General features: G+C 38.7%; 18 protein-coding genes. 15 read left to right on the top strand and 3 right to left on the bottom strand.

Annotation, left to right across the window (positions count from 1 at the left end; translation table 11 throughout):
* Positions 1–72: 72 nt before the first annotated feature.
* On the top strand, positions 73–1,461 hold the full coding sequence (gene mnmE, locus NF867_RS17055) for a tRNA uridine-5-carboxymethylaminomethyl(34) synthesis GTPase MnmE (protein WP_252589604.1): 1,389 nt from the start codon (positions 73–75) through the stop codon (positions 1,459–1,461).
* Between the two features lie 63 nt (positions 1,462–1,524).
* Here the strand turns inward: mnmE and pntB are convergent, their stop codons facing one another.
* From pntB to NF867_RS17040, 3 genes are all read right to left on the bottom strand, one after another.
* Positions 1,525–2,922 (bottom strand): Re/Si-specific NAD(P)(+) transhydrogenase subunit beta, encoded by a 1,398-nt coding sequence (gene pntB, locus NF867_RS17050; protein WP_252589707.1) that lies wholly within the window; start codon positions 2,920–2,922, stop codon positions 1,525–1,527.
* A 9-nt stretch (positions 2,923–2,931) separates the two neighbouring features.
* Positions 2,932–4,473 (bottom strand): Re/Si-specific NAD(P)(+) transhydrogenase subunit alpha, encoded by a 1,542-nt coding sequence (locus NF867_RS17045; protein ID WP_252589603.1) that lies wholly within the window; start codon positions 4,471–4,473, stop codon positions 2,932–2,934.
* A 206-nt stretch (positions 4,474–4,679) separates the two neighbouring features.
* Positions 4,680–5,234, bottom strand: a complete 555-nt coding sequence (locus NF867_RS17040; RefSeq protein WP_252589602.1) for a lipid-binding SYLF domain-containing protein — start codon at positions 5,232–5,234, stop codon at positions 4,680–4,682.
* Positions 5,235–5,645: 411 nt separating this feature from the next.
* Between NF867_RS17040 and NF867_RS17035 the strand changes: the two genes are divergently transcribed.
* The 14 genes from NF867_RS17035 to NF867_RS16970 all read left to right on the top strand — a co-directional run bounded on the left by NF867_RS17035 (position 5,646) and on the right by NF867_RS16970 (position 25,430).
* Positions 5,646–7,751: a carboxy terminal-processing peptidase gene (locus NF867_RS17035; protein WP_252589601.1), complete on the top strand. Its 2,106-nt coding sequence runs from the start codon at positions 5,646–5,648 to the stop codon at positions 7,749–7,751.
* A 37-nt stretch (positions 7,752–7,788) separates the two neighbouring features.
* A complete protein-coding gene (locus NF867_RS17030) occupies positions 7,789–8,019 on the top strand; it encodes a hypothetical protein (protein ID WP_252589600.1) in 231 nt (76 codons plus the stop codon).
* Between the two features lie 184 nt (positions 8,020–8,203).
* The gene (locus NF867_RS17025; RefSeq protein WP_252589599.1) at positions 8,204–8,734 is read left to right on the top strand and encodes an RNA polymerase sigma-70 factor; all 531 of its coding nucleotides are present in this window, start codon (positions 8,204–8,206) and stop codon (positions 8,732–8,734) included.
* A gap of 54 nt (positions 8,735–8,788) precedes the next feature.
* On the top strand, positions 8,789–9,946 hold the full coding sequence (locus NF867_RS17020) for a FecR family protein (protein WP_252589598.1): 1,158 nt from the start codon (positions 8,789–8,791) through the stop codon (positions 9,944–9,946).
* Between the two features lie 551 nt (positions 9,947–10,497).
* Positions 10,498–13,857, top strand: coding sequence for a SusC/RagA family TonB-linked outer membrane protein (locus NF867_RS17015; protein ID WP_252589597.1), 3,360 nt, complete (start codon positions 10,498–10,500; stop codon positions 13,855–13,857).
* A gap of 12 nt (positions 13,858–13,869) precedes the next feature.
* The gene (locus tag NF867_RS17010; protein WP_252589596.1) at positions 13,870–15,324 is read left to right on the top strand and encodes a RagB/SusD family nutrient uptake outer membrane protein; all 1,455 of its coding nucleotides are present in this window, start codon (positions 13,870–13,872) and stop codon (positions 15,322–15,324) included.
* 12 nt (positions 15,325–15,336) lie between these two features.
* Positions 15,337–16,086, top strand: a complete 750-nt coding sequence (locus tag NF867_RS17005; protein WP_252589595.1) for a DUF4843 domain-containing protein — start codon at positions 15,337–15,339, stop codon at positions 16,084–16,086.
* A 28-nt stretch (positions 16,087–16,114) separates the two neighbouring features.
* Positions 16,115–17,623, top strand: a complete 1,509-nt coding sequence (locus NF867_RS17000; RefSeq protein ID WP_252589594.1) for a PKD-like family lipoprotein — start codon at positions 16,115–16,117, stop codon at positions 17,621–17,623.
* A gap of 63 nt (positions 17,624–17,686) precedes the next feature.
* Positions 17,687–19,042, top strand: coding sequence for a TlpA family protein disulfide reductase (locus NF867_RS16995; RefSeq protein ID WP_252589593.1), 1,356 nt, complete (start codon positions 17,687–17,689; stop codon positions 19,040–19,042).
* Positions 19,043–19,056: 14 nt separating this feature from the next.
* A complete protein-coding gene (locus tag NF867_RS16990; protein WP_252589592.1) occupies positions 19,057–20,403 on the top strand; it encodes a TlpA family protein disulfide reductase in 1,347 nt (448 codons plus the stop codon).
* Between the two features lie 134 nt (positions 20,404–20,537).
* Positions 20,538–21,917: a TlpA family protein disulfide reductase gene (locus tag NF867_RS16985; RefSeq protein WP_252589591.1), complete on the top strand. Its 1,380-nt coding sequence runs from the start codon at positions 20,538–20,540 to the stop codon at positions 21,915–21,917.
* A 45-nt stretch (positions 21,918–21,962) separates the two neighbouring features.
* A complete protein-coding gene (locus tag NF867_RS16980) occupies positions 21,963–23,663 on the top strand; it encodes a trypsin-like peptidase domain-containing protein (protein WP_252589590.1) in 1,701 nt (566 codons plus the stop codon).
* 27 nt (positions 23,664–23,690) lie between these two features.
* Positions 23,691–25,055, top strand: coding sequence for a thioredoxin family protein (locus tag NF867_RS16975; RefSeq protein ID WP_252589589.1), 1,365 nt, complete (start codon positions 23,691–23,693; stop codon positions 25,053–25,055).
* Positions 25,056–25,235: 180 nt separating this feature from the next.
* Complete coding sequence (locus tag NF867_RS16970; protein WP_252589588.1) at positions 25,236–25,430, top strand: hypothetical protein; 195 nt, start codon at positions 25,236–25,238, stop codon at positions 25,428–25,430.
* The last annotated feature ends 91 nt before the right edge of the window (positions 25,431–25,521 follow it).

Here is a 25,521-nt window from a genome sequence, read left to right as displayed (position 1 = left end):
GACCAATAAATCTTACTTCGTACTTCTAAAATCTTAATTCCCTAAGTCCTATCTTTGGGCAAAATTGAAATTATGCTACCCGTAAGTCCCTACGCCGAAGATACCATTGTTGCTCTTGCTACCCCAGCAGGAACCGGCGCCATTGCCGTGATCCGCTTATCGGGTCCTGAAGCTATTAAAATTTGTAACAAGGTTTTCTTTGGAAAAGACTTAGAAAAACAAGCTTCGCATACTGTTCATTTTGGCACTATCCGCGAAAATGATGTGATCGTTGATGAAGTTTTGGCAACGGTATTCATTGCTCCAAGTTCATACACACGAGAAAATTCGGTGGAAGTTTCCTGCCATGCTTCGCCCTACATTATTCATAAACTTATTAATCTCTTTATTAAAAACGGGGCCAGAACAGCTAAACCCGGAGAGTTCACTTTACGTGCTTTCTTAAACGGGCAGTTAGATCTTTCGCAAGCCGAAGCCGTTGCCGACCTGATTGCCAGCCGTACAGAGGCTTCGCATAATATGGCTTTAAAGCAGTTAAGAGGTGGCTTTTCAAATGAGTTAAAGGCACTACGTCAGCAACTGATCGATTTTGCGGCGTTAATTGAATTGGAACTGGATTTTGCCGAAGAAGACGTTGAATTTGCTAACCGCCCGCAGTTAAAGGTGCTGATTGGCAGCATTCAATCGGTTATTCGTAAACTTATCTCTTCCTTTGATTTAGGGAACGCGATCAAAAATGGAATTCCGGTAGTTATTTCGGGTAAACCCAATGTGGGCAAATCCACACTTTTAAATGCTTTGTTAAATGAAGACAGGGCCATTGTATCGGAAATTGCAGGCACCACTCGCGATACCATTGAAGATGAAATAAACATTGGAGGCATCAACTTCCGTTTTATCGATACCGCAGGAATTCGCGAAACTTCGGATAAAATTGAAGCCATAGGAGTGGAGAAGGCTTACGAAAAGATCCGTCAATCGGCTTTGGTTATTTATTTATTTGACCCCGAAGAAACTTCAGCTGAAGAACTAAAAGCTATTGTCAACGAACTTTCAACTCATACTTCAGGTGATTCTATTTTGTTGGTTGCCAACAAGCTGGACAAAGGAAATGAAGCAGAGTGGAAGAAACGATATGAAGGTATTAATGGAATCCTGTTTATTTCGGCCAAAGATCGTATTCACCTCGACCTGTTCACCGAAACCTTATTGCAAAAAGCCCACGCCGACCAGCTTAATAATGATGAAACTGTAATTTCCAACGTGCGCCACCTGGAAGCTCTCCAAAAAACCAATGAAGCTTTAGATGATACCTTGCGTTTAATGGAGCAACCGTTTGGTGGTGAATTATTAGCTTTTGAAATCAAACGTGCTCTGCATCACTTAGGTGAGATCACAGGTGATATATCAAACGAAGACCTGCTGGATTCGATTTTTACAAGGTTTTGTATCGGAAAGTAATTTCGTCAACCAAGAATAAGGATTTTATTCAGAACCAGCTACCAACTGGTTCTGAACTCCAACTCAATCTTTTAATGAAGCGAGGATCTTCTCCATGCTTTCCGTAGCATCACCGTACAACATATCGGTATTGGATTTATAGAAGAGCGGGTTCTCAACGCCAGCGTATCCTACCGACATCGATCGCTTCATTACAATAACTTCATCTGCTTTCCAGGCTTCAATAACCGGCATTCCGTAAATCGGACTGGCTGGGTCATCCTGCGCCCCTGGATTCACTACGTCGTTAGCACCGATCACCATCACCAGGTCTGTATCCGGAAGATCTTCATTGATCTCATCCATCTCCAGAACAATATCATATGGCACATTCGCTTCGGCAAGTAGCACATTCATGTGGCCCGGCAAACGTCCGGCTACCGGATGAATGGCGAATCTCACTTTTTTGCCCGCCTTACGTAAGCGCTCAACCAGGTCGTGAATGGGATACTGCGCCTTGGCCACCGCCATGCCATAACCCGGAACGATCACTACAGATTTTGCTTCTCTCAAAAGATTGGCAACTTCTTCGTGCGTCATAGCAGTTACTTCTCCTTCCATGGCTTGTGCAGAACCTGTAGCTGCCACCTCTCCAAATCCTCCGAAGATCACCGAAAGGAAGGAACGATTCATGGCTTCGCACATGATGATGGAAAGAATGGCACCTGAACTTCCCACCAAAGCACCTGTAACAATCAGTAGATCGTTTCCCAGCATGAAACCCGCTGCCGAAGCCGCCCATCCCGAGTAGGAGTTAAGCATCGATACCACTACAGGCATATCCGCTCCTCCAATAGCCATTACCAGCATCACACCAATAAAAGCCGAGATGGCTGTCATGATGTAGAGATACAGCATGCCATCGCTTCCTTCAGCCTTTACAAATAAAACCCCAAGAACAATGCAAATAAACACTAACACAATGTTCACTACATGTCGTCCGGTATATAAAAGGGGTTTACTACGGATTTTTCCTTCCAGCTTGCCCCAGGCAACAATGGAACCGGTGAATGTAATGGCACCAATAAAAATCCCAACGAATACTTCAACTAAATGAATGATGTGTTCGGTAGGAGGAAGTGAGTGAGTGGATGAGTCCATATAAGAACCAAAGCCCACCAGTACAGCAGCAAGTCCCACAAAGGAGTGAAGGATAGCTACCAACTGAGGCATAGAAGTCATTTCTACTTTTGCAGCCAGAAATACGCCAATCACCGAAGCAATAGCGATAGCAGCGACGATATAGGTATGTCCTTCAACGCCTTGACCAAGTACAGTGGCAAGTATAGCGATGGCCATACCGATGATGCCGTAATGCACACCTCGTTTTGCAGATTCCTGTGAAGAAAGTCCGCCCAGACTGAGGATAAATAGAATACTGGTAAACAGATAAGCTGCTGTTTGTATTTCTTTTGCGATCATCATCTTTTTTTATTTTTTGAACATTTTCAACATACGGTGAGTAACAAGGAATCCGCCAACAATATTAATGCTAGCCACAAGAATAGCGACAAATGCTAAAATGGTAAGCGGACTAGAAAGATTATTGGTTGTTTGCAGAAGCCCTCCGACAATGATGATACCGCTAATAGCATTGGTTACTGCCATAAGAGGGGTGTGTAAGGAGTGAGATACGTTCCATATCACCTGCCAGCCAACGAATACGGCGAGCACAAACACCGTGAAATGCTGCATAAATTCGGCAGGTGCAAAGCGGCCAATGAGCAGCAAAAACAAACCAATCATAGCCAGACGGATGATCATGGATGTTGCTTGTTTTTTTGCAAGCTGTTGTTCATTTACTTTCTTTTCTTCAGCTTTCTCTGCGGCTGATTCTGTTTTAGGCTTAACAGGACTAACAGGCAGCGGCTGTGGCGGCCAGTTGATCTGACCATTATAGGTTACCATGGCGCGCGACACCACCGCATCTTCCATATCGATCTTGAAATGCTCTGCTTTGCCCATATCATCAAGCAAATGACAAAGGTTATTGCCATAAAGCTGCGAGGCTTGGTTGGGGAGCTGATTGAGTTTGCCAAGAATAGTAACACCGTTTGCAGTAGTATAAATTTCGCCGGGTTTGGTAAGTACACAATTACCGCCAGTTGAGGCGGCAAGATCAACGATGACAGAGCCCGGCTTCATTGCAGCCACGTGATAATCGAGGATCAGTTTTGGAGCTTCCTTGCCTGGAATCTGCGCGGTGGTAATGATGATATCCACTTCTTTGGCTTGTTCCAAAAAGAGTTGCATTTCGGCCTCCATGAATTCCTTGCTCATTTCTTTAGAATAACCTGAAGCAGTAGCACCGTCTTCATTAATGTTTACGGTTAGGAAAGAGGCGCCCATCGATTCGATCTGCTCGGCCACTTCTTTTCGGGTATCGAATGCACGGACAATAGCCCCGAGTGAATTGGCTGCACCGATAGCTGCAAGACCGGCTACACCGGCACCGATCACCAATACTTTGGCGGGTTCTACTTTTCCGGCTGCCGTGATTTGCCCGTTTAAAAAACGTCCGAAGTGATAGGAGCCTTCAATTACAGCGCGGTAACCCGCAATGTTGGCCATGGAAGAAAGTACATCCATTTTCTGAGCCCTGGAAATACGCGGAATGGCATCCATTGCCACGGCATTTACTTTTTTCAAGGCCAGTTTCTTAAGGAGTTCCGGATGTTGTGCAGGCCATAAATAGCTGAGCAGGACGAGTCCTCCTCGCATCATGTCAACTTCTTCAAGGTTTGGCTCTTTAACTTTTAATACAATATCTGATTGACCGTAGACTTCGGAAGCAGTTTGAACTATTTTGGCGCCAGCTTCTTCAAATTCTTTGTCGGTAAAATTTGCCTTAACACCAGCATTTTGCTGTATGCTTACCTGGAAGCCTTGCTTTATCAGGCGTTTCACTGTTTTGGGAGTTGCCGCTACCCGGAGTTCGGTAGGGGATACTTCCACTGGAATTCCAACTTTCATAAGGATTTGATTGGTATATCAAATAACTGAAAATGATTGACAAATTAAAATGACTTTACTCATGCAGCTATATTTCTTTTTAAATGCGGGAGAAAGGTGGATTGTGAGCAATAAACTGATTCTTTACTAATATTAATTACAACCGACACACAGGGTTACACAGAGAAGATTGAATTGTGAAATGTGAGCCTACTTTTTGTTTTGGGTTACTTTTCAAACGCTGAATAATCAAATTTTTGGCCACCAACAGATGCTTCGTACATCAGGCCGCCCTTTTGATGAGTAAATATCATAATGCCGTTGGTATACTTAGCATTTGCCGAGCCCCCTTCAGTAATTGCCACAGCAGAAGCTTGGGCCGAGAATTCAACCTTATCGGCCATAAAGTGATCTAATGATTCTTTATTTTCAAAAAAAAGCAGTTCCATGTACGCCTGACCGCCAAACTGAAAACCGATCGTTACCTGGGTCATTTTAGCTTTCCCTACAATTTTACCATGCTCATACACGATGCCTTTTCCCGAAGCTCCACCTACACCTACAGCTCCCTTGCCTACATTGGGAAAAATTGCGTACCCATAGGCGCCATCAAACAATTTTTTCAATAAGGCATCCGTGTGAAGAAATTCTTTTTTTGCATTATCACAATCAGCAATTAATCCCTTGTCCTTGTCTGATTGAGCTTTTGCTACAAATGCAATTAATAATATGAAGCAGAGTACTATTGATTGCACAACTGGTTTAATGAATTGCTTTTTCATTGCGATAAGAATTAATTTTAAAAAACTGATAATAAGATAATTAGAATACTACTCATCTTGTTTTAAAACGATTGAAATCGTTCAAATTCAATGCCTGTTTGCAACATCTTCATAGAGTAGGTAAACAGCTGATCTAATGTTAACTATTGATGATTTTTTTACCAAAATTGTGATTTGAGGAATAGAAAAGCATTGAAGGCATTTTCACCTTAATTATTTAAATATAAATCTGATAATCAACTCAAAACATCTTCTCGTAAAAAGCTCTGTTCCCCCAAAAGCCCTTTTTCACACCTGCTAGAACTCGATAAAGCCTCTTGATTAATTTAACCTAAAATATATACCTTTACCTCCGTACTTCGAGGGGAGTCCTGCCTTTTGCGTTGTACTTGTTAACTCTAAACCAAAATTATGAAGTTTAAATGTAGCCGTGCGTTGCTAGGTATTGGCCTTGCAGGGAGTTTGATGGCTTTTGATACGCCCACTAATGAATTTCCCAAAAATGATAAGTTGATTATTTTATTGCTGAACAGAATGATACAGTCAATGCATTATGATCCGCAGAAAATAAATGACGATTTCTCGAAAAAATTATTCTGGAGCTATATCGGTAAAATGGATGTTGAAAAGAAATATTTCTTGCAGCAGGATATTGAATATTTGAAGAAATATGAACTTCAACTGGATGATGAAATTAATAAAGAACAGCAATTAAGTTTTTTGAAAGCTGCTGACTCCCTGATGGATATCAGAATTGGCCAGGTATCGAAGTTTTATGGAAAAGCCTTTGAAAAACCGTTCATTTTTACTGAAAAGGAGGTTATTCAGCTCGACTATAGCAAAGTTTCTTATGCAAAAGACATAGCGGAACTTGAAAAATATTGGGCTAAATCGGCCAAATATAGCACACTGATGAAATTAACCGATATGATGGATTTGCAGAAGAAAACAAACGAAGCTGCTAAATCAACGGCCGAAATGGAATCAGAAGCAAGGGCCAAAGTGAAAAAACGCTACGAGAAACTGTTCAATAGTTTTGAAAATATTCCAAGCAAACCGACCCGTTTCGAGATGTATGCCAACAATATTGCAACTATTATGGATCCACATTCGTCCTACATGTCGCCAGTGAGCCAACGTAGCTTGACGGAACGTGTGTCGGGCACTTATTGCGGAATTGGCCTTGTTTTAAGTGAGCACGACGATTATGTGAAGATTGAAGATATTAGAACTGGTGGCCCTGCCTGGAAACAGGGAGAGCTAAAAACCAGTGATTTGATCCTGAAGGTTGGTGAAACCGGCAAGGAGCTGGTGGATGTGTCGGGCTATTCGATTAATGAATTAGTTAAACTTACAAGAGGCGCTAAGGGAACCTCGGTAACCCTGATGGTGAAACGATTTGACAATACAATTAAATTGATCAATGTGATACGTGACGAATTGAAACAGGATAATGTTTTCGCACGTTCTTTCGTGTTCAACGGTAAGCATAAGATCGGAATGATTGTATTGCCCGAATTTTATCTGAATCCCCAAAATCCTCTTGGGCCGGGAAGCAGTTCGTATGATATGGCCAGGGAGGTTCAAAAATTAAAAGAAGAAAATGTAGAAGGCATCATCATTGACCTTCGTGGCAATGGGGGTGGTTCTATGAGGGATGTGGTTAATATTGCCGGATTATTTATACCGGAAGGTCCGGTGGTGCAGGTGCGTACAGGTGATGGAAAAGTTCAAAGTATGGACGATAAAAATCCGGAAGTGGCCTATGATGGTCCACTTGCTATAATGGTAAATGAAAGGAGCGCTTCCGCTTCGGAAATTTTATCGGCTTGTATGCAGGATTATAAAAGGGCAGTAATTGTTGGCAGTCCGAATACTTTTGGCAAAGGAACCGTTCAACGGGTATTTGACTTAAAAGGAGCACTTACTGCAAATATGAACCAACAAGATGAAGATCTGGGTGGAGCAAAATTAACCATTCAGAAATTTTACAGGGTTAATGGAAGTTCTACCCAACTAAAAGGTGTTACACCCGATATCATTTTAAAAGACCAGTACTTTAGTACTGCTGAAAAGAATGAGCCTTTTGTGATGAATTGGGATGAGATCGCTCCTACAAACTATACTGCATGGCGCACTCCGGTGAATGTAGAATTACTACAACAAAAGAGCAAAAAAAGGGTAGCAGCTAGCCAGGCTTTTAAATTAATTGACGAGAACATTGAGCAGTATAAGAAACGGAGCCTGGATAAAACGGTGCCATTAAACATGAAAGCTTTTATGGCAGCGGAAAAAGCGAATTCAATACAAGCTGATAAGCAAAATAAATTGAAAGAGTTGGATCCGAAGTTAGATATGGTAAATATGAAAAACGATATTGCTGCCATGGAGGGTAATACATATTGGTCGGACACCAATAAAAGTATACTTAAAGCTTATAAAAGCGATCATTATATTGCTGAAACACTCAATGTGATCTACGATATGATCAATGAAAATGCTCAAACCCATAAATAAAAAATAAAACAGTATAAAGTTCGATAAGTGCTCTAGTATGGAACACAAACCTCCGACTGTAAAAGGCGAATTTAACCACCTTAAGTTAGGTGATAAGCCAATTAACAATATCCTTGCTACAATTCAGGAATTCAGGGATGGGAATGAAAAATGGTCTAGAGAAGGAGATTGTAGTTTAGGAATTGAGATCATCAAGCAATTTAACTGCATTATAAATGTGGCTGCAGGTGAATATTACCTAACTCCAAATATGAATTTCAAAAATTAAGATTAAGGAAGATCAAATAATAGTTTAGAAGGGTTGTTAAAATCCATGATGAGGACGACTATTGCTTATAGTCGTCCTTTATTGTTTCTTTTAGATTCTAAGTGACTATTTCAATCTCGCAGTCAGTACTATTTGGCACTTGAAAATGTTTACTTATTTTCGGTCCCAAGTTAGGTTGGAATTCATGGATGATATTTTAATACTTGAACAATTAGAAGCTGATGAAGCTAAAGGGTTCAAGATTTTATTTGATAAATATTACAAGTCACTCTGTTTGCAAGCTTTTATTTTATTGGATAATAGCGAAGAAGCTGAGGATGTTGTCCAAACTTTTTTCTTGAAATTATGGCAGGAGAAGCAATATCTTCAAATTGAAACCTCCCTAAAATCTTACCTTAAATCTGCGATTAGAAACACTTGCTTGAATAAGATCAAACAAAGAAAGACTTATTCAGAAGGCAGTATGGAAGATGCTTATTTGATAGCAGATGAAAACTCAGATAATGGTCTAGAAGATAAAGAATTGCAAATCCAGGTAGAAAATGCACTTAATTCGCTACCAGAGCAGTGCAGAAATATATTTATAACGGTTACTTTAGAAAATAAAAAATATCAGGAGGCGGCAGATCAGTTTGGGGTAAGTATTAATACGGTTAAAACTCAGTTAAAGAGGGCTTTTTCTAAAATGCGTGAACAAATGATTGGATTTAAATAAAATTTACAATTTCTTGTCACCCGATTTATCAAAAAAAATGTCTACTTATAAGGAATGAAGAATATTCTTAAAGAAAATATAGAACAATTAATCATAGATTATTTAATCGGAGATATTACCGATGAAGATCGTGTGCTATTGGAACGATTGATAAGTGAGGATGAAGAGGTAAAAGAATTATATCAGCAATCCAGGGAATCGTTTTTAGGTGCAAAGGCAGCTTTGTTTTTAAAACAGGTTGATCAGCACGCAGCATGGGATAAATTAAGCAAAACAATTACTCCTTCATTAGAGGTTAAAACAGCAAAAACTATTCATTTTAAAAAATGGCTCGTGGCAGCCTCCATTTTATTGCCCTTAGCCATGGTTTCTATTTTTATTGCAAGAAACTATTTTTCAAATAAACAGCAACCCCAACTGACTTATAAAAACGAAAAAGTAAAACTTTTTTTAGCCTCCGGAGAATCAATTGCCTTAGATCGTACTGCTAAAAACAAAACGGTAAATACAAATATGGCCGTTTTGCATAATGAACAGGGGACATTGCAATATGAGCTAAAGGATCAAAAAGATGCATTGAGTTATAATACCCTGGTGGTTCCACGTACTAAAGATTATAAAATCAAATTGTCGGATGGCACTGAGGTTTGGCTTAACTCCGATTCGGAATTAAGATTTCCTTTGGAGTTTAACGCCGATCAACGGGTGGTTTACCTAAAAGGCGAGGCCTTTTTTAAAGTAACGAAGAACCCCAAAAAACCATTTATTGTTAAAGTGAACGAATCATTGGATGTTCAAGTTCTCGGAACTTCTTTCAATGTAAATAGTTATGCTAGTAATGCTTTAAAGGTCGCATTGGTGGAAGGGTCGGTTAAATTAAATTCAAAAGGCGAGGAATCATTACTGAAACCAGGATTTATGGCGACTTACTCACCAGCAGGTGGATTTTCTCAAAGTACGTTTGATGATCAACTGGTACTTTCATGGATGCGAGGAATTTACTTTTTTAATAATGCGAATCTTAATGAGATTAATGAAATTGTACAGCGTTGGTATGATGTAAAAATTATGGCTGAACCCGGTGCTGACATTAGCATTTCAGGTGCTATTGAAAAAGATAAACCGCTTGAGGAGTTTTTGCAGAATTTATCCGCCACTTCTCAATTAAAGTACAAGGTAAAAGAGAATAACATTATTATACTTAATAAATAAAAAAGCGTTCTTTTCAATAAATAGAGCTATTCCTATCGCCTGATTTATTGAAATGGTTTTCGGAATTAAAGATTTACCCCATATAACAGCCACATAACAACGGCCCTTGCCCAACCGCAGGGCCTTTGTCCTTATATAAAGGTTTTTAATCCACAACAAAAGGCAACTCAACACTTCTTTCAATCCTTTATTTACTTCGCATTTTTATTTCAGTAACAAAATAGCACAACTGCTAATCCACATCTTCCTTTTTGTAGCAATAAAGTATAGATACAAAATGCGCTTGTAGTGATATTGTAGTAACAAGTCGCTCCTTATTAATCGCAGAAAAAACGCTTATTTATAATGTATTAAGGATATTGAAAATTACTTCAATCTATTAGCTGACATAATCAAAAAGTACCTCCAGGCTTCTTCATACGAACGTTCATTACAAGACAGATTTTGTAGGGAATAAAAAAAATACAAATAAAAAAAAATGTTGTCACCCGAAAACCAAATTTTATTGTCTTAATACAGAAATGAGCAAAATTTAACCTAAGTAACCAATTATGAATGGAGAAAATTTACAATTAAAGAAAAGATTACCACGAAGTCGCCAACTCATTGTGTTGCTAACTTTGCTGCTTTTTATTTGTAATTCTTTGCCATCCTTCGCCTTTCAACCTAAAGCGCAGGTAACATTGAAAGCAAATAATATCAGCATTGGCAGAGTACTCGCTGAGATTAAAAAACAAACCGGTTTAATTGCTTTTTACAGCAACAAGGTATTAAATGATCAGGAGAAGGTTTCAGTTGATTTCCGTCATACGGACGTTGAAGAAGTAATGAAATCGGTTTTAAAAGGCAAAAGTCTTCAGTTTGAAGTAAACGATAAGTTTATTTTGATTAAAACCTTAAATGAAACTAATTCTTCGTTAAACGCAAGTGAATTATCACAGGGAAAACTTAATCAAGATATTACCGGTAAGGTAATTGACGAAAAAGGAGCGCCACTTCCGGGAGTTAATGTTGTGGTTATGGGTACCAACCTTGCAACTCAAACCGATGGTGATGGTCAGTTTTCCTTACAGAATGTAAAAGAAAATGCGATCCTTACTTTTTCATTTCTGGGGTATCGCAGCTTACAGTTACCTGCGAAAGCTAAAATGAAGGTTAAGCTTGAACCAACTGAGCTTAACCTCAAAGAAGTAGTTTATACCGGTATGGGTATCAATCGTGATGCTAAAACTTTTACCGGTGCTACTGCAACTTTTACCGGTGACCAATTAAAAACCATAGGAAACATTAATTTAATTCAAAGCCTAAAATCATTAGATCCTGCTTTTATCGTTGTTGAAAATAATTTAAAAGGATCGGATCCGAACAGCACACCGATAATTGAAATTCGCGGTAAAACCGGAGCCGCAGGCTTGAGTTTAAATGATCAATTTGGCTCTGATCCCAATCAGCCATTATTCATTTTAGATGGTTTTGAAACCACCCTTCAACGGATCATTGATTTGGATATGAACCGTATCCAATCGGTTGTGATCCTTAAAGATGCGGCTTCTACGGCCTTATATGGATCAAAAGCGTCAAATGGTGTGGTGGTTGTTGAAACTGTAAAACCTAAAGAAGGTAAACTCCGATTTTCTTATACGAGTGACTTTAGGGTAGAAGCACCTGATCTGACGGTCTATAATTTAATGAATTCAACTGAAAAGCTCCAGTTCGAAAAGCTTGCAGGAAGGTACACAGCTAACACTTCTGAAGATCAGATTGGTTTGGACCAATCGTACAGTGCCCACCTTACTGCAGTTCAGCAAGGAGTGAATACGTATTGGTTAAACGAACCTGTTCAAATTGGATATACTAAAAATAATTCAGTTTCAGTGAGCGGTGGTGATCAAAATCTTCAATATGGTGTGGGTTTTAATTACAAACTGCAAGATGGTGTAATGAAAGGATCGGATCGTAATGGCTGGGGAGGAAATATGAATTTAGTTTATCGCAAATCAAAGTTATCTATTGCCAATAACTTTTCAGTAAACGGTACTTCTAATGCTAATTCTCCTTACGGCAGTTTCTCCACCTGGGCACAACAAAATCCTTATTATAAAAAGGATCCGGATGCCAAATGGCTTGAGCAAACCAGTGCCCCTGCTTTAAATTCAACTTTCATTCTTCCGCTGAATGTTCCAAATCCTTTATATAATGCTTTGCTGGGCTCATTTAATAATGGCAAAAGTTTAGATCTTACAAACAGTACGAATGTTAAGATTGAATTATTGCCGGAATTACGCTTAGACGGAGGTTTTCAAATAGCTAAAAGCGAGGGTTCTACTACGGTATTTACCTCTCCTGACAATACAATGTATGAGAATACTGATTTTACCCTTAAAGGAAAATATATAAATGGTAAGTCAGAAGGCTTTTCATATACAGGAAATGCCCTATTAACTTTTGGGAAAGTATTAGGTAAACACTCTATTACTGCGAATGCCCGTACTGAACTTTCTCACCGTTTTAACAGCTCTCTGGGTAACACTTATGTGGGTTTCCCTACTGGATCTAATGGAAACCCCCGATTTGCTTTTGGGTATGATGATAATGGTAAACCATCAGCTTCACAATCTGTCTATCGCACGGCTAATGCATTGGTATCGGCTAACTATTCTTATAATGGACGATATCTTTTTGATGGGTCGTATCGTTTAGATGGTTCAACCTCTTATGGTACCAACAATAGGATGACGCCTTATTATGCAGGTGGTATTGGCTGGAATCTTGCCAATGAAAAGTTCATAAAAGGTATTTCCTGGATAAATAATTTAAAACTTAGTTCAAATATTGGAGTTACGGGTAATCAAAACTTTGGAAGCGTAGCGGCATCATCTGTTTATACTTTTAACCCTTCATTTAACAAATTTGGACAGGCATTAAATTTAACTACGGTTGCAAATCCTGATATTAAAGCACAAAAGACCCTTCAACTGAGTAATAGTTTTAATTTCAGCTTGTTCAATAACAAGCTGGGTGGTTATTTTCAGTTTTATAATAAGTTCACAGACAATCTTGTTGTTAGTGTTAGCAATGCTTCTGCTACCGGCTTTACTAGTCACCAGGAAAATTTAGGAAATCTTACAACGAAAGGTTTTGAGATGAGGTTGACCTATAATGTCATCCAGAACCTTAAGAGCCGAATTAATTGGACGATCAGTGCAACAGCAAGCCATACCCAAAGTGCATACGGTGGGCTAGGAAACAAATTATCTAGATTAAATGCTACTCAAGAAGCGAGTAAAACTTATAAGCGTTTCCAGGATGGATACAGCCCTTCGGCTATCTGGGCTGCAAAGTCTTTGGGTATTGATCCTGCAACAGGCCGTGAAATGTTCCTGACACCAACCGGCGATTATACGTTTGAATATAATTATGCCGACATCCAACGTATTGGCAATACAGATCCATTTATTCAAGGGGTAATTACTAACGCTATCCGAATCAAGAGGTTCAATGTCAACATGTCTATGAGATATAGTCAAGGGGCCGATATCATTAACACAGCCTTATTTAATAAAGTTGAAAACATTTCTTATGCTCAACTTTCTTTAAACCAGGATGTAAGAGCCTTATATGAACGTTGGCAAAAGCCGGGTGATATAGCACAGTTTAAAGGCATTTCATTAACAGACGCAACTCAAATGTCGTCGCGATTTGTACAGCGGGAAAATGTATTTTCATTCGAATCGATCAGCGTGGGCTATAACTTCGAAAATGCAAAATGGATGAAGAACATGGGGATGAATGGTTTGAATTTTTCTGCCTATACCAATGATATCTTTAGAATTTCTACTGTTAAAAATGAAAGAGGAATAGACTATCCGTTTGCCCGTTCAGTTTCATTCAGTTTAAGGGCCTCATTCTAAAATCAAGGAATAATGAAAAGAAATTATATAAACTTAATATTAACGGCTGCTGCATTACTCGGCCTTGCTTCTTGTCAAAATTTTTTGGATGTGAAGCCTGAAGATCAGTTGTTGGAACAAACTGTTTTCTCTAATAAACAAGGTGTAAACCTGGCTTTAAATGGCTTGTATACCCGAATGGCCGGGGGTAGCTTATATGGTGAGAACCTGACATTAAGCACTGTGGAGGTGTTGGGACAACGCTACAACCTAAACAGTCTAAATGGCGCTTTTTATCCAGCCTCACAATATGCTTATGCTGAGAGTTCAGTGACGGGTAGAACAGGTGCGATATGGAACGAGGCCTACGCCACCATTATGAACATCAATCATTTTTTAAAAAACCTGGATGTTAATCCTAATCTTATAGATGCTAAAACGGATTCGATTTACAGAGGAGAGGTGATAGCCATGCGTGCGATGCTGCACTTTGATGTGTTGCGCTTATTCGGCCCGAGGTACAGCACCGCTGATTCGACACAAATTTCCATTCCTTATTATGATAAAGTGGAAAATGTGGCGAGACCTTTATTGCCTGCTAATGAGGTAATGAAAAACATTGTAACCGATCTGAACACTGCTGAAAAATTATTAAAAAGTGATCCTGTAATAACCGCTGGTGTAATGTCGACTACTACCAGTACGGATATGATGATGAATAGAAATTATCGCTTCAATTACTTTGCGGTTAAAGCCTTACAGGCCAGGGTTAATTTATACAGGGGAGATAAAGCCCTTGCTTTGGCAGCGGCCAAGATTGTTATTCAAGACGCTTCAAAATTTCCCTGGACAACATTTGCAAACAGTAATGAAAAAGTAAATCCCGACCGAATTTTTAGTACGGAGATGATTTTGGGTGCGTTTACTACTCAACTCTATTCTGCACATAATAGATTGTTTTTAGAAACATTGGAGGATAACACAATACTTGCTCCAACTGATAAAATTTTGAAAAGTGTGTTTGAGATAGATGATTCAGGAGCAGGTGTAGGTGCAAGGGATTATAGATTAAGATTGAATTGGGAGCAGCCTTCTTCTACCTCTACAAAACCATATCGTACATTCAGTAAATATGCTGATATCTCTAAAAAGACTCTTGGTTTTAGAAACACTATTCCACTGTTAAAGATCTCTGAAATGTACTACATCGCTGCTGAGTGTGAGTCTGATCAAAATCAAGCCCTGACTTATTTAAATACTGTACGAACTAACAGAGGATTAGATGCCCTTACCTCAGCTCCTAATTTACAGAATGAACTATTGAAAGAATATAAAAAGGAATTTTATGGAGAGGGTCAGTTGTTCTTTTACTATAAAAGAACAAATACAGCGTCTATCCAATCAGGAGTAGATGGCGCTCCGGCAATTGCAATGAATGCAAGCACCTATGTAGTTCCTCTTCCACTTTCTGAATCTCAATATCATTAATCGAATTAAATCATGAAGAAATTAGTATATCAACTTAGTACTTTATTGTTCATTGGTGCATTGACCTCTTGTGAAAAAGGTTTAATGACCTATCAAGGAGAGGATAATATTTATTTTGAGGAAGCAGGTGGTGCAATAGATACCAGACTTGCAAAGGATTCGACGGCAATATCTTTTGCCCCGGTAACAAATGCCGACTCTGTTGTAAAGGTGGTTGTAACAACCTCAGGTCTTCCGGTTAATTACGATCGGGAGTATAAGCTGGAAGTAGACCCACGCTCAACGGCTGTGTTAGGCACCCATTTTGAATTGCCGGCAGATAAAAAATTTGTAATCAGGAAGAATGTTATTCACGACACGATTCTCGTAAGATTAGTTCGCACTCCTGATATGTTAGATAACCAGTTTAACATCATCTTTAATTTACTGCCTAACGAGAGCTTTAATATCTTATTAAAACAGCGCTTGAATTCGGGACAAAAGCCGGTAAACTGTATTACTAAAAAGTTTATGGTTACGGATGCCATTCTGAAGCCAAGGACTTGGCAGATCGGTTTCTTTGGTAATTTCACCAGAAAAAAACTGTTTTTGATCTGTGAAGTTTCCGGCGCAACACCACTATACATGGATAAAATGTCACCTGGAGAAGGCTTATTTTATGGCAGACAGACACAACGCTACCTCAATGAGCAAAAAGCCTTAGGTAATATTATTTTGGATGAAGATGGTACAGCAATGAAGATGGGAATCTCCGCACAGTAAAGGAGTTTATTTTAAAGAAAAGGAAAACATGAAAAAAATATATTCTTATTTATTAGCCGGTTCAATACTGTTTGCAAGCTCGTGCAAAGAAGATCTTGGTAACTATGAATATCATGATATTAATAAGGTTACAATTGAGGACATTAGCGAAACAGGGGAAATTACTGCCATTTTTGGTGCGCCATTGACCATTAAGCCGGAGGTTTCTTATTCCCTGGATACCAAGGCTGATCCTTCCCGTTATAGTTATGAATGGACCTATATTGATCCTATCGATACAAGAATTCACGTATTAGCTACTACCAAAGATCTGGAGCTTGCGGGTCTTCCATTAAAGGTGAATTCTTATAAATTTTTTTATCGGGTTACAGATAAAGAAACAGGTGTTCGGTTTGACAAACCTTTTACATTAACTGTTAGAAATGAGATTAATGAAGGTTGGTTGTTAATGACGGAGGTTAATGGGAAGGCACAGCTAGATTTGCTTTCACTTAATCTGGATAATACAACATTTACCCCCATTAATGACTTATTGGCTAAAACAGGTTCGGGTTTAACATTAAAAGGTAAACCCCTAATGGTCTATACCTATGACATGGGTACTTTTATTGCCCCTGGAATTAACTTGCCTTATGGTTTTTACGTTGGAACCGATCAGGAAACGAATCGAATTAATCCGGAAAATTTCAGCTATTCAAGTAATTACAATGTTCAATATGAGATGTTTGGCTATCCTCTTCCGCAAAACTTTCATTATGATGTAATAAGAAAATGCGGACTTCAGCATTCCTACATGATTGCTAATGGGGACCTTTTTAATTATGATAAAACATATGGGCTTAGATACAGTACACCGCTTAATTATTCAAGTGGAAAGATATTTAAAATAGCTCCATTTATGGCCTTGAATGAAAATGACGCCAATACTCCCGTTGTAGTATTTGATGTGGAAAAAAAGCGTTTTGTAAAACATTCAGGCGGGACTCTTGCTACTGTTGCAATATATACGGATCCAACTGGAACTAATAAAAAATTCAGTTATAGTATTGGGATGGATCTTGTCTATATGGATTATTATCTAGGATTAAAAGAAGTATTGGCTATTTTGAAAAATGGGTCTAATCAGTACTATCTGGCTGGATTTATTCCAAATACCGGTGTCCAAAATTATTACGATCAGCTAACAGCTACCGATTTTGATAAAGCAGAAAAAATTGCCATCAGCCCTGACTTGGGATATATATTTTATAACGTTGGTGGAAAGGTGTATGAATACGATATGTTTTCAAAATCTACTAAACTTATGTTAGATATGGGTGCGCAAAATATATCTGCTTTGAAGTTTCAGGTATTTCATAAAACAAAATACAAAGACTCAAATAAGTTGATCGTATGTAGTTATGATCCGGCATTACCGGCAGAAACAAATGGTAAAATGGAAATGTTCACCGTGCCTACTGCTCATGGGGATTTAGTGTCGTATAAAACCTTTACCGGTTTTGGCAAGGTAGTAAGCTTACATTACAGGGAGCGCTAAAAAATTATGCCGGAAGTTAGCTCAACTTCCGGCTTCTTTACACCAATTGATTAAAAAACAGTAATGAAGAAGTTTTTGGTTTATGCCGCATTATTTTGCGGATTAGGGAGCTCTATCCCTGCTTTAGCAGATCAAGGCGCTAAAACAATAATTAAGGGAGATAATTTACAAGCGAGCGGAGTTAACGTATGGATTAAGAGTTCATTCCCTACGCTTTTGGCAAAGACTGCCGTTTCAAATGGTCACTTTGCATTGGAGATTGATTTAGCAAAGCCTGTTTTTTGTAACATGATGATCTCTGATCCGCGTTTCAAAGGAGGAATTGAAGTATTCTTAAATCCGGGCGATGATCTTAACCTTGCTGTAAAAGAGAATAAGCTTGTTTTTAGTGGCAAGGGAGGTCAGTTAAACCAGTTTTTTGTTGATCTGACACACAAATACGACTATCAAAATTCACAATATACGTTAAAACAGGTTTATACTAACCGGGTAAATGACATCAAAGCTTCAACTAACGAGGAAGTTGTACGGTACCGGGAAGTTTTATTAGGTTATACACAAGGGGAATATTTGGATAAGGTATTCGGTCCTTACATAGAATCTAAGGTGGTAGGTGAAACCGGTCTGATCAACAAGGTTAAATTCGATGATTTGGACATTCAATTGGTTCCGGGAATCGTTAATTATTATAACTGGTATTCGACCATTTCCGAAGTCATGTTTGCCAAAATGGAAACCGGTAAATTGAACGTTAAAAGCTTAAATACCTGGGTTGCAGACTTTGCCAAAGAAGTTAAAAACCAAAAATTAAGAGAAGATTACATCGTTGCTTTATTAGATCATGCTGCATTGGAAAGCGATGTTTTCACGATCAATGAAGTAGCTAAAGAAGCGATGCCGTTAGTAAAAGATCCTGCAACTATTTCGATGATAAATGCCGCTTTGGCAAAAGCTGAAAAAGGAAAAAAGAACTTTATCAACGCATTGCCTGGTACGGATATGAGCGAATTCACCTTCGTGCGTCCTGATGGCAGTACGGCTGCTATTAGTGATTATAAGGGTAAGTATATTTTCATGGATCTTTGGTCTACCTTCTGTCACCCATGTGTGGCTGAAATTCCTTTTCTTAAAAAACTGGAGCACGAAATGCAAGGTGAAGCCATTGTATTCGTTTCTCTATCCGGCGATAATGATGCTGAATTGTGGAAGCAGTTTTTGACGAAACGTAATCTCAAAGGTGAACAATTACTCATGAAAGAGGGAATGAGAAAAAATCCGTTTTTCAATAAGGTTGGCTTAACAGGTATTCCTCGCTTTTTGATCATCGACAAAGAAGGGAAAATGGTAAATGCTAAATGCTGCCAGCGCCCTTCAAATCCATTGTTAAAGATCTATTTAAAAGAATTATTAAGTAAGTAATCATAAAAATTAGAATGAAAAAAGTTTTAATACTTGCCGCGCTATTGCTTTCAAAAGTTTCATTTGCTCAGTTGAGTGAAATTCGCGGGGTGGCAAAAAATACAAATGATAATGCAATCAACCTCTATAGCATTGAAGATGGTGACTTGAAATTGGTAGCTAGTACAAAGTTATCTAAAGATGGGGCTTTTGGTTTTTTGTTTGATCCAGAGGCTGAAGGTTTCTTTGTTGTTGGTTCTAATAAAGCAATGGAAGGCCAGTTTCCGATGTACTTTAAAAAGGGTGATAAAACCGAAATTGCTATTGATGGCAAATGGATGAAGTTTATCGGTAAACAGACTCCTGAAAATACCATTCTTTCATCCTGGACCGATCTGACGCAGAATATAAAGGTAAAATCACTTTATTCTTTTTCATCGAGTACTTACGTAGACTTTTTCCCTGAATTTACCAAAGTTGCCGCTCAGGCTGATGCGTTCAGAAAAACGATTAAAACAAAGAATGTCAATTTTAATCGTTTAATGACCGCCGTGACCACTTTCGATTTGGACTTTTATGCGCTTAACTTTAAACAAACGCCTCGTAAAGCCCATCCAAAAGAGGAGGATCTGATTCCTTATTACAAAACCATTAAAAAGGAAAACTACCCTAATGATGATATTTTGTTGACCATGTATGGCGAAAGGTTCATCAATGGATATTTGAATTATACTGCTAAAGGGGACATGGATGCTAAAATGAATTTACTTGCAACTGATCATCAAAAAGGTGTATTTATTTTAAATAGAAACCTGGCATCTACAAAGAATTGGACTTACCATACATACGAGAATTTTGTCAAGAAATACGACCGCTATCTTCAAACATCTCCGGGCCTGCAACAACAAGTAAAAGACTTGGGGCTGAAATTATATTTGAAGTCATCGGGTGGAACGGGTAAAAATTTCAGCTTCCCTGATAAAGATGGCAAAATGGTGTCATTCAATGATTTTAAAGGCAAAGTGGTTTTGGTGGATGTTTGGGCAACCTGGTGTGGACCTTGTAAACAAGAGCTTCCTTATTTGAAGCAATTGGAAGAGGAGCTGCACGATAAAGATATTGCCTTTGTAAGTGTGACGATGGATGCTGAAAAAGATAAGGACAAATGGTTAACCATGATCAATGACATGAAAATGGGAGGCATTCAATTGTTCGGCGGCCCTCAAAATGAATTGCTGGATTTCTATCAGATCAAAACCATTCCACGTTTTATGGTATTTGATCGTGAGGGAAAAATTGTGAATGCAAATTCTGCGCGACCATCACAACCTGAATTAAAGGAATTGTTGCTTAAAGAACTTTCAAAAGAACGGTCATTATAGTGGACTAAGAGTTCATTCATAATGTCTGTTTGATCAGAATATTTTATTCATTATTTCAACTGCGGTCCCCAGGCCGCTGTTGTTTTTGCCAATCAATATAAACCTAACCTGCTCAAAGGTTACATAAAATAAATATGAAAAAATTAGTGATGCTGGCCTTCGCCATGTTGCTGGGCAGCACCTTGTTTGCCCAAATGAATGAAATTCGGGGAAAAGTAGGGTCAGATGCTTATCATGATCAAGACATTACCTTGTTTTCTATTGAGGATGGGGAGCCGGTTGAGGTGGCTAAAACCAAACTGGCGGAGGATGGCTCTTTTGGCTTTTTGTTTACCCCCGCATATGAGGGTTTTTATGTTATTGGGTGGACGGACTTTCCTAGAGGTAAATTTCCGATCTATTTTAAAAAAGGGGATAAAGCTGAGGTCTCGATTTATAATAAATCTATAAAATTTGTGGGCAAGCAAACTCCTGAAAATACCATTCTGTTTTCATGGATTCAACTGACAGAAAGCCTGAAGAATAAATCCCTGTACTTTGCCGACAATAGCACGTTTCGTGATTTCTTTCCGCAGTTTACTAACGTTGCAGCCAAAGCCGAAGAATTCAGAAAAACCATCAATACCAAAAATGCCGGCTTCAATGAGTTAATGAAAAAGGTGACGGGTTATGATCTGGATCTTTACGCATTGAACTTTATGCGATCACCGCGTAGTGAATATCCTAAGAAAGAAGAGCTTATCCCTTATTATAATACCATTGTTTCAAAGGATAAATTTAACAATGACGAGGTATTGCGAATGCTTTATGGTAAGCGTTTCATGGACCTGTATGCTGATTATGCAGTGCAAGGTAGGTCAACCTTGGACAATAGATTAACCTTCTTTAATTCCGACAAGGTTAAAGGAGCATATGTTCTGAGCACTGGTTTAGCGATCAAGCAAGTGAAAAATTACGCTCAGTTTCAAGCGGTAGTTGAAACATACGGTAAGTACTTTCAATCTGAATATCAAAAAAAGGCAGTCGAAAAACTGAGTTCGAAATACTATAGCGCTGAAACCGGTGCCAAGCCGGCAGCCAATTTCACTTATCCTGATCAAAACGATAAGATGGTTTCATTGAGCGATTTTAAAGGAAAAGTGGTATTGGTAGATGTGTGGGCTACCTGGTGCGGTCCCTGCAAACAGGAGATTCCTTCATTAAAAGTGCTGGAAAAAGAATTCGAGGGAAAAGATATCGTCTTTATTTCAGTATCACTTGACGAAGAAAAAGACAGACAGAAATGGAAGAATATGGTGAAGGATATGAATTTGGAAGGTGTTCAACTTTTTGCAAGTGGCTGGAGCAAAATCACCCAGGATTATGACATCAAGGCCATTCCCCGATTCATGGTATTCGACAAAAAAGGAAACGTGGTAACCGTTGATGCTCCTCGTCCTTCGAATCCTAAACTGAAAGAATTATTGCTTTCTGAATTAAGCAAGAACCAGGAAGCCGTTTTAGGAACCAAATAGATTAATAGTAGATTATCAATAACCTTTTTGTAATTGACGGACCACATGAAAAAGCTATTTGCATTTTTAATTTGTCTGCAAATTTTTAAGCCAACATTTGCTCAAAATAACAGTTTGAATGTTGAGCAATTACAGGCCGAAGTTAAGCAAGGCATTAAACAGGCCTACAATGCATCAGTTCGTATAATTGCTTATAATTCCGAATTACAAAGCGGAGTGGGAGGCAATTTCAGTGGCGTGGTGGTGGATAAAAAGGGGCATATTCTTACCGCAGGACATGCGATAACACCCAATGCTATTTACCTGGTAACTTTTCCCGACGGGCGGCAGGTTAAAGCCAAAGGCTTAGGAGTGATCGCCAATGCAGATGCCGGCATGCTGGTAATTACCGATAAAGGAAAGTGGCCGACTGCGAAAATGGGATGGTCTTCAATACTGGAAAACAATATACCCTGCCTCAGCATAGCTTGCCCCGGTAGTTTGGGACTCAATAACCCTACAGTACGGTTTGGATACATTTCTAACAAACTGCATGATAATGGGTATATACAAAACACTTGTTTAATGGAACCCGGAGATTCCGGAGGGCCACTTTTTGATCTGCAGGGAAGAGTCATTGGCATACATAGCCGAATAAGAGATGTCCAGGAGGACAATTTCGAAACCCCTATAGATGTTTTTAGAAAATACTGGACAGTATTGCAGTCACCGCAAAATCATACCGCCTTTATTCCGGAAGATAAGTTTTCACCGGATAAGAAGGCGCAAGAAAAACCTGTTCCTGAAATAGCAGCATTAAGTTCAAGCTTTAAGGCACAAAATTCAGAATTACAGCAAACAGTATTTGCGGTAAAAGATTCGGTTCAAAAGGCTTCGATCTTGTGTACCCTGGTCAATTTGAAGGGCCTATTTCCTGAGTCAGACTTAAGTGGCAAAAGTTTCTTCATTAGCAAAAGTTCTGAGATAGGAGAGTATCCGACAATTGAAGTGGTTGCTGGGAAGTTTGTAAGTGCCAAAGTGCTTAATCGTGATGAAAAGAACGATTTGGCACTGCTGGAAGTTTCTATGGAAATAAATGGCGGCGTTGCTCTTCAGTCAATTAATACCGATTCGGTTTCTTTTGAAGAAGTCGGCAACTTTTTAATTTCCCCACAACCACAAAAAGAAGGGATAATGAGTGTGCTGGGCAACCGCTTTTTAGCAATACCCAAGTCGCCAGCCGCTTTTTTAGGGTTAGGTGTTAATTTCAATACAGATACCCATAAGATCACAGTTACAGCTATTTATCACGAATGGACAAACGGGAAGGCTGAAAATATTAAAAAAGGTGAAAATGATATTCAGATCGGTGATGTGTTAACCAGAATAAATAATGAGCCGATCTTAACTGTGGATGGCTTGTCGAAGGAATTATCCAAGCATGATATTGATCAATCGGTAAGCCTTCAATACACTAAAAAATCAGGAAATACGCTCACCAAAGATGTTGTTCTTAAACATTATTACGTAGCGCCTAGCACTTCTGTTGATCACTTTATAGAAGGAAAAAGCCAAAGGCGGGATAATTTCAAAGAGGCTTTGGTTCATGATGGAAAATTAAACCCCACCGATTGCGGAGGGCCTTTATATGGAATAAATGGCAAGTTTTACGGAATAAACATTGCCAGGTTCAGCCGTACAACAAGTTTGGCAATGCCGACTAAAGTAATTGTACAATTTGTTAAAGAGTCTAAAATAATTTTATAGGAATCCAACCAATTTTATATTAAAAAAATGAAAAAACAGATTTTAAGTTTTCTGCTAATAATCAGTGCGATGGGAGCCTGGGCTCAAGGCATTGAGTTCGAGCATTCTTCATGGAAAGAAGTTGTTCAAAAGGCAAAGGAACAAAATAAGCCCATTTTTGTGGATGTATATACCAGTTGGTGCGGTCCGTGCAGAGTGATGGCTGCAACGGTGTTTACTAAACCTGAGATTGGAGATAAATACAACAAAGGATTTATAAGCGTAAAAATTGATGCCGAAAAAGGTGAAGGAATTGACATTAAAAAGAAATACGAGGTACAGGCTTATCCTACCTATTTATTCATTAATCCGGCTGATGAGTCTCTTATTGGGAAAGCGACAAGTTCCATGTCAGCTTCAGAGTTTGGAGATGTAGCCGACAAGATGCTGGCTAAGTTTTCCGGCAAAACCGAAATCAGCATAAAGGAAATGACTGCCACATTTGATTCGGGCAATTATGATGAGGCCTTCCTACAGACCTATATAAAACGTTTAAAGGCTGAAAGGTATAATAATATGGTAAGCCGGCCTTTAGAGCAGTACCTAAATAAATACATGTCACAACTGCCTACCAATGATCAATTGTGTTTTTTAGCTGAAAACTTTAAGGGAGGGGCTAAAGTATATGATTACCTGGTTAAAAACTATAAAACAATTGATGCGCTGCTTTGCAAAAAGGATGGTCTTTCAGCCGCAGATTTCGACCGTGAATTAATGAAGGAGACCGAAAAGTCATTCGATTATTTAGGCGGAAAATCGAAAGCTGAAAAGGAAGATCTGTTAAACAAGAGAATTGCTAATCTGACCGCTATTGTGTTGAACGAATCGAAAAGAGATAAAAAGATTTTGGAAGCCAAAATGAAAGTCTATTCTGCAACAGCGGATAGTATTCAACTTTTACAGGCAACGCGCGAATTTATAACCAGGTTCGTTTTGCCGGAAGATCAGACTGGGTTCATAAATCGTAGTGTTATTATCATCGATAAAAATGCTCCTGAACCCATTCTTCCAATCGAATCTGGCCATGCAGCAAATTCATGTGCAAGTTATGCTTCTGCACTTTTAAAGCTGTCTACTCAAAAACAGGATAAAGAATTGGCTATGAACTTGTATAAAAAAGCTCAAGCGCTAACTCCTGCTTCTTGCTACTTTACCAACGTCATGAATACAGCATTGTATAACCTTGGCGATAAAAAAGCAGCAATAAAACAGCAAACGGCCGTTCTCAAAGAGATGAAGAAAAATAATGACGAATACCTGGAAGATGCCGAAAATTTACTTCAGAAAATGAAGAATGATGAGACCAAGGTTACATTCGTGTCTTATAAAACGAAAAAGATAGCTGCCCATTAAGATTTTTTTCAATACTATTTTAGCTTTAATTACCCAGACAATATAGGTCTGGGTTTTTAATTTTTAAGTTTTTAACATGCTAGTGAACAGAATAATTAAACGAATTTTAGTGCTTACTTTATTGGTTGCTTTTGCCTTTAATGGTATTGCCGGTATGGTCCTTCTGTAAAGCAGCTGGAATTGTTGAAAGACTTTAAAGTGCTTTATAAAGGAATTAACAACAGTATGGGACATAGAACTCCGACTGTTCAGGGTGTATTTAACCATCTTAAGCTAGGTGATAAACAAATTAACCAATTACTTGGTACAATTCAGGAATTCAGGGATGGAGATGAAAAATGGTCGAGAGAAGGGGGATGGGAGTTTAGGAATTGAGATCATCAAGCAATTTATCTGCATTATAAATTTGCCTGCAGGCCAATACTATCTAACTCCAAATAAGAATTTCAAAAATTAAGAATGATTT

The sequence above is a fragment of the Solitalea agri genome (genome assembly GCF_023914155.1).
Lineage (GTDB): Bacteria > Bacteroidota > Bacteroidia > Sphingobacteriales > Sphingobacteriaceae > Solitalea > Solitalea agri.
The sequence above is the reverse complement of the archived record's forward strand: the minus strand, read 5'-3'. Positions and strand labels throughout refer to the sequence as shown.

What these genes read in the sequence shown, in the direction of transcription:
- NF867_RS17025 (WP_252589599.1), top strand. Translation starts at nt 8,204, where the DNA reads ATGGATGATATTTTAATACTTGAACAATTAGAAGCTGATGAAGCTAAA.
- NF867_RS17010 (WP_252589596.1), top strand. Translation starts at nt 13,870, where the DNA reads ATGAAAAGAAATTATATAAACTTAATATTAACGGCTGCTGCATTACTC.
- NF867_RS17030 (WP_252589600.1), top strand. Translation starts at nt 7,789, where the DNA reads ATGGAACACAAACCTCCGACTGTAAAAGGCGAATTTAACCACCTTAAG.
- NF867_RS17000 (WP_252589594.1), top strand. Translation starts at nt 16,115, where the DNA reads ATGAAAAAAATATATTCTTATTTATTAGCCGGTTCAATACTGTTTGCA.
- NF867_RS16985 (WP_252589591.1), top strand. Translation starts at nt 20,538, where the DNA reads ATGAAAAAATTAGTGATGCTGGCCTTCGCCATGTTGCTGGGCAGCACC.
- NF867_RS17035 (WP_252589601.1), top strand. Translation starts at nt 5,646, where the DNA reads ATGAAGTTTAAATGTAGCCGTGCGTTGCTAGGTATTGGCCTTGCAGGG.
- NF867_RS17020 (WP_252589598.1), top strand. Translation starts at nt 8,789, where the DNA reads ATGAAGAATATTCTTAAAGAAAATATAGAACAATTAATCATAGATTAT.
- NF867_RS16980 (WP_252589590.1), top strand. Translation starts at nt 21,963, where the DNA reads ATGAAAAAGCTATTTGCATTTTTAATTTGTCTGCAAATTTTTAAGCCA.
- NF867_RS16995 (WP_252589593.1), top strand. Translation starts at nt 17,687, where the DNA reads ATGAAGAAGTTTTTGGTTTATGCCGCATTATTTTGCGGATTAGGGAGC.
- NF867_RS17005 (WP_252589595.1), top strand. Translation starts at nt 15,337, where the DNA reads ATGAAGAAATTAGTATATCAACTTAGTACTTTATTGTTCATTGGTGCA.
- NF867_RS17015 (WP_252589597.1), top strand. Translation starts at nt 10,498, where the DNA reads ATGAATGGAGAAAATTTACAATTAAAGAAAAGATTACCACGAAGTCGC.
- NF867_RS17040 (WP_252589602.1), bottom strand. Translation starts at nt 5,234, where the DNA reads ATGAAAAAGCAATTCATTAAACCAGTTGTGCAATCAATAGTACTCTGC.
- NF867_RS16975 (WP_252589589.1), top strand. Translation starts at nt 23,691, where the DNA reads ATGAAAAAACAGATTTTAAGTTTTCTGCTAATAATCAGTGCGATGGGA.
- NF867_RS17045 (WP_252589603.1), bottom strand. Translation starts at nt 4,473, where the DNA reads ATGAAAGTTGGAATTCCAGTGGAAGTATCCCCTACCGAACTCCGGGTA.
- NF867_RS16990 (WP_252589592.1), top strand. Translation starts at nt 19,057, where the DNA reads ATGAAAAAAGTTTTAATACTTGCCGCGCTATTGCTTTCAAAAGTTTCA.
- pntB (WP_252589707.1), bottom strand. Translation starts at nt 2,922, where the DNA reads ATGATCGCAAAAGAAATACAAACAGCAGCTTATCTGTTTACCAGTATT.
- mnmE (WP_252589604.1), top strand. Translation starts at nt 73, where the DNA reads ATGCTACCCGTAAGTCCCTACGCCGAAGATACCATTGTTGCTCTTGCT.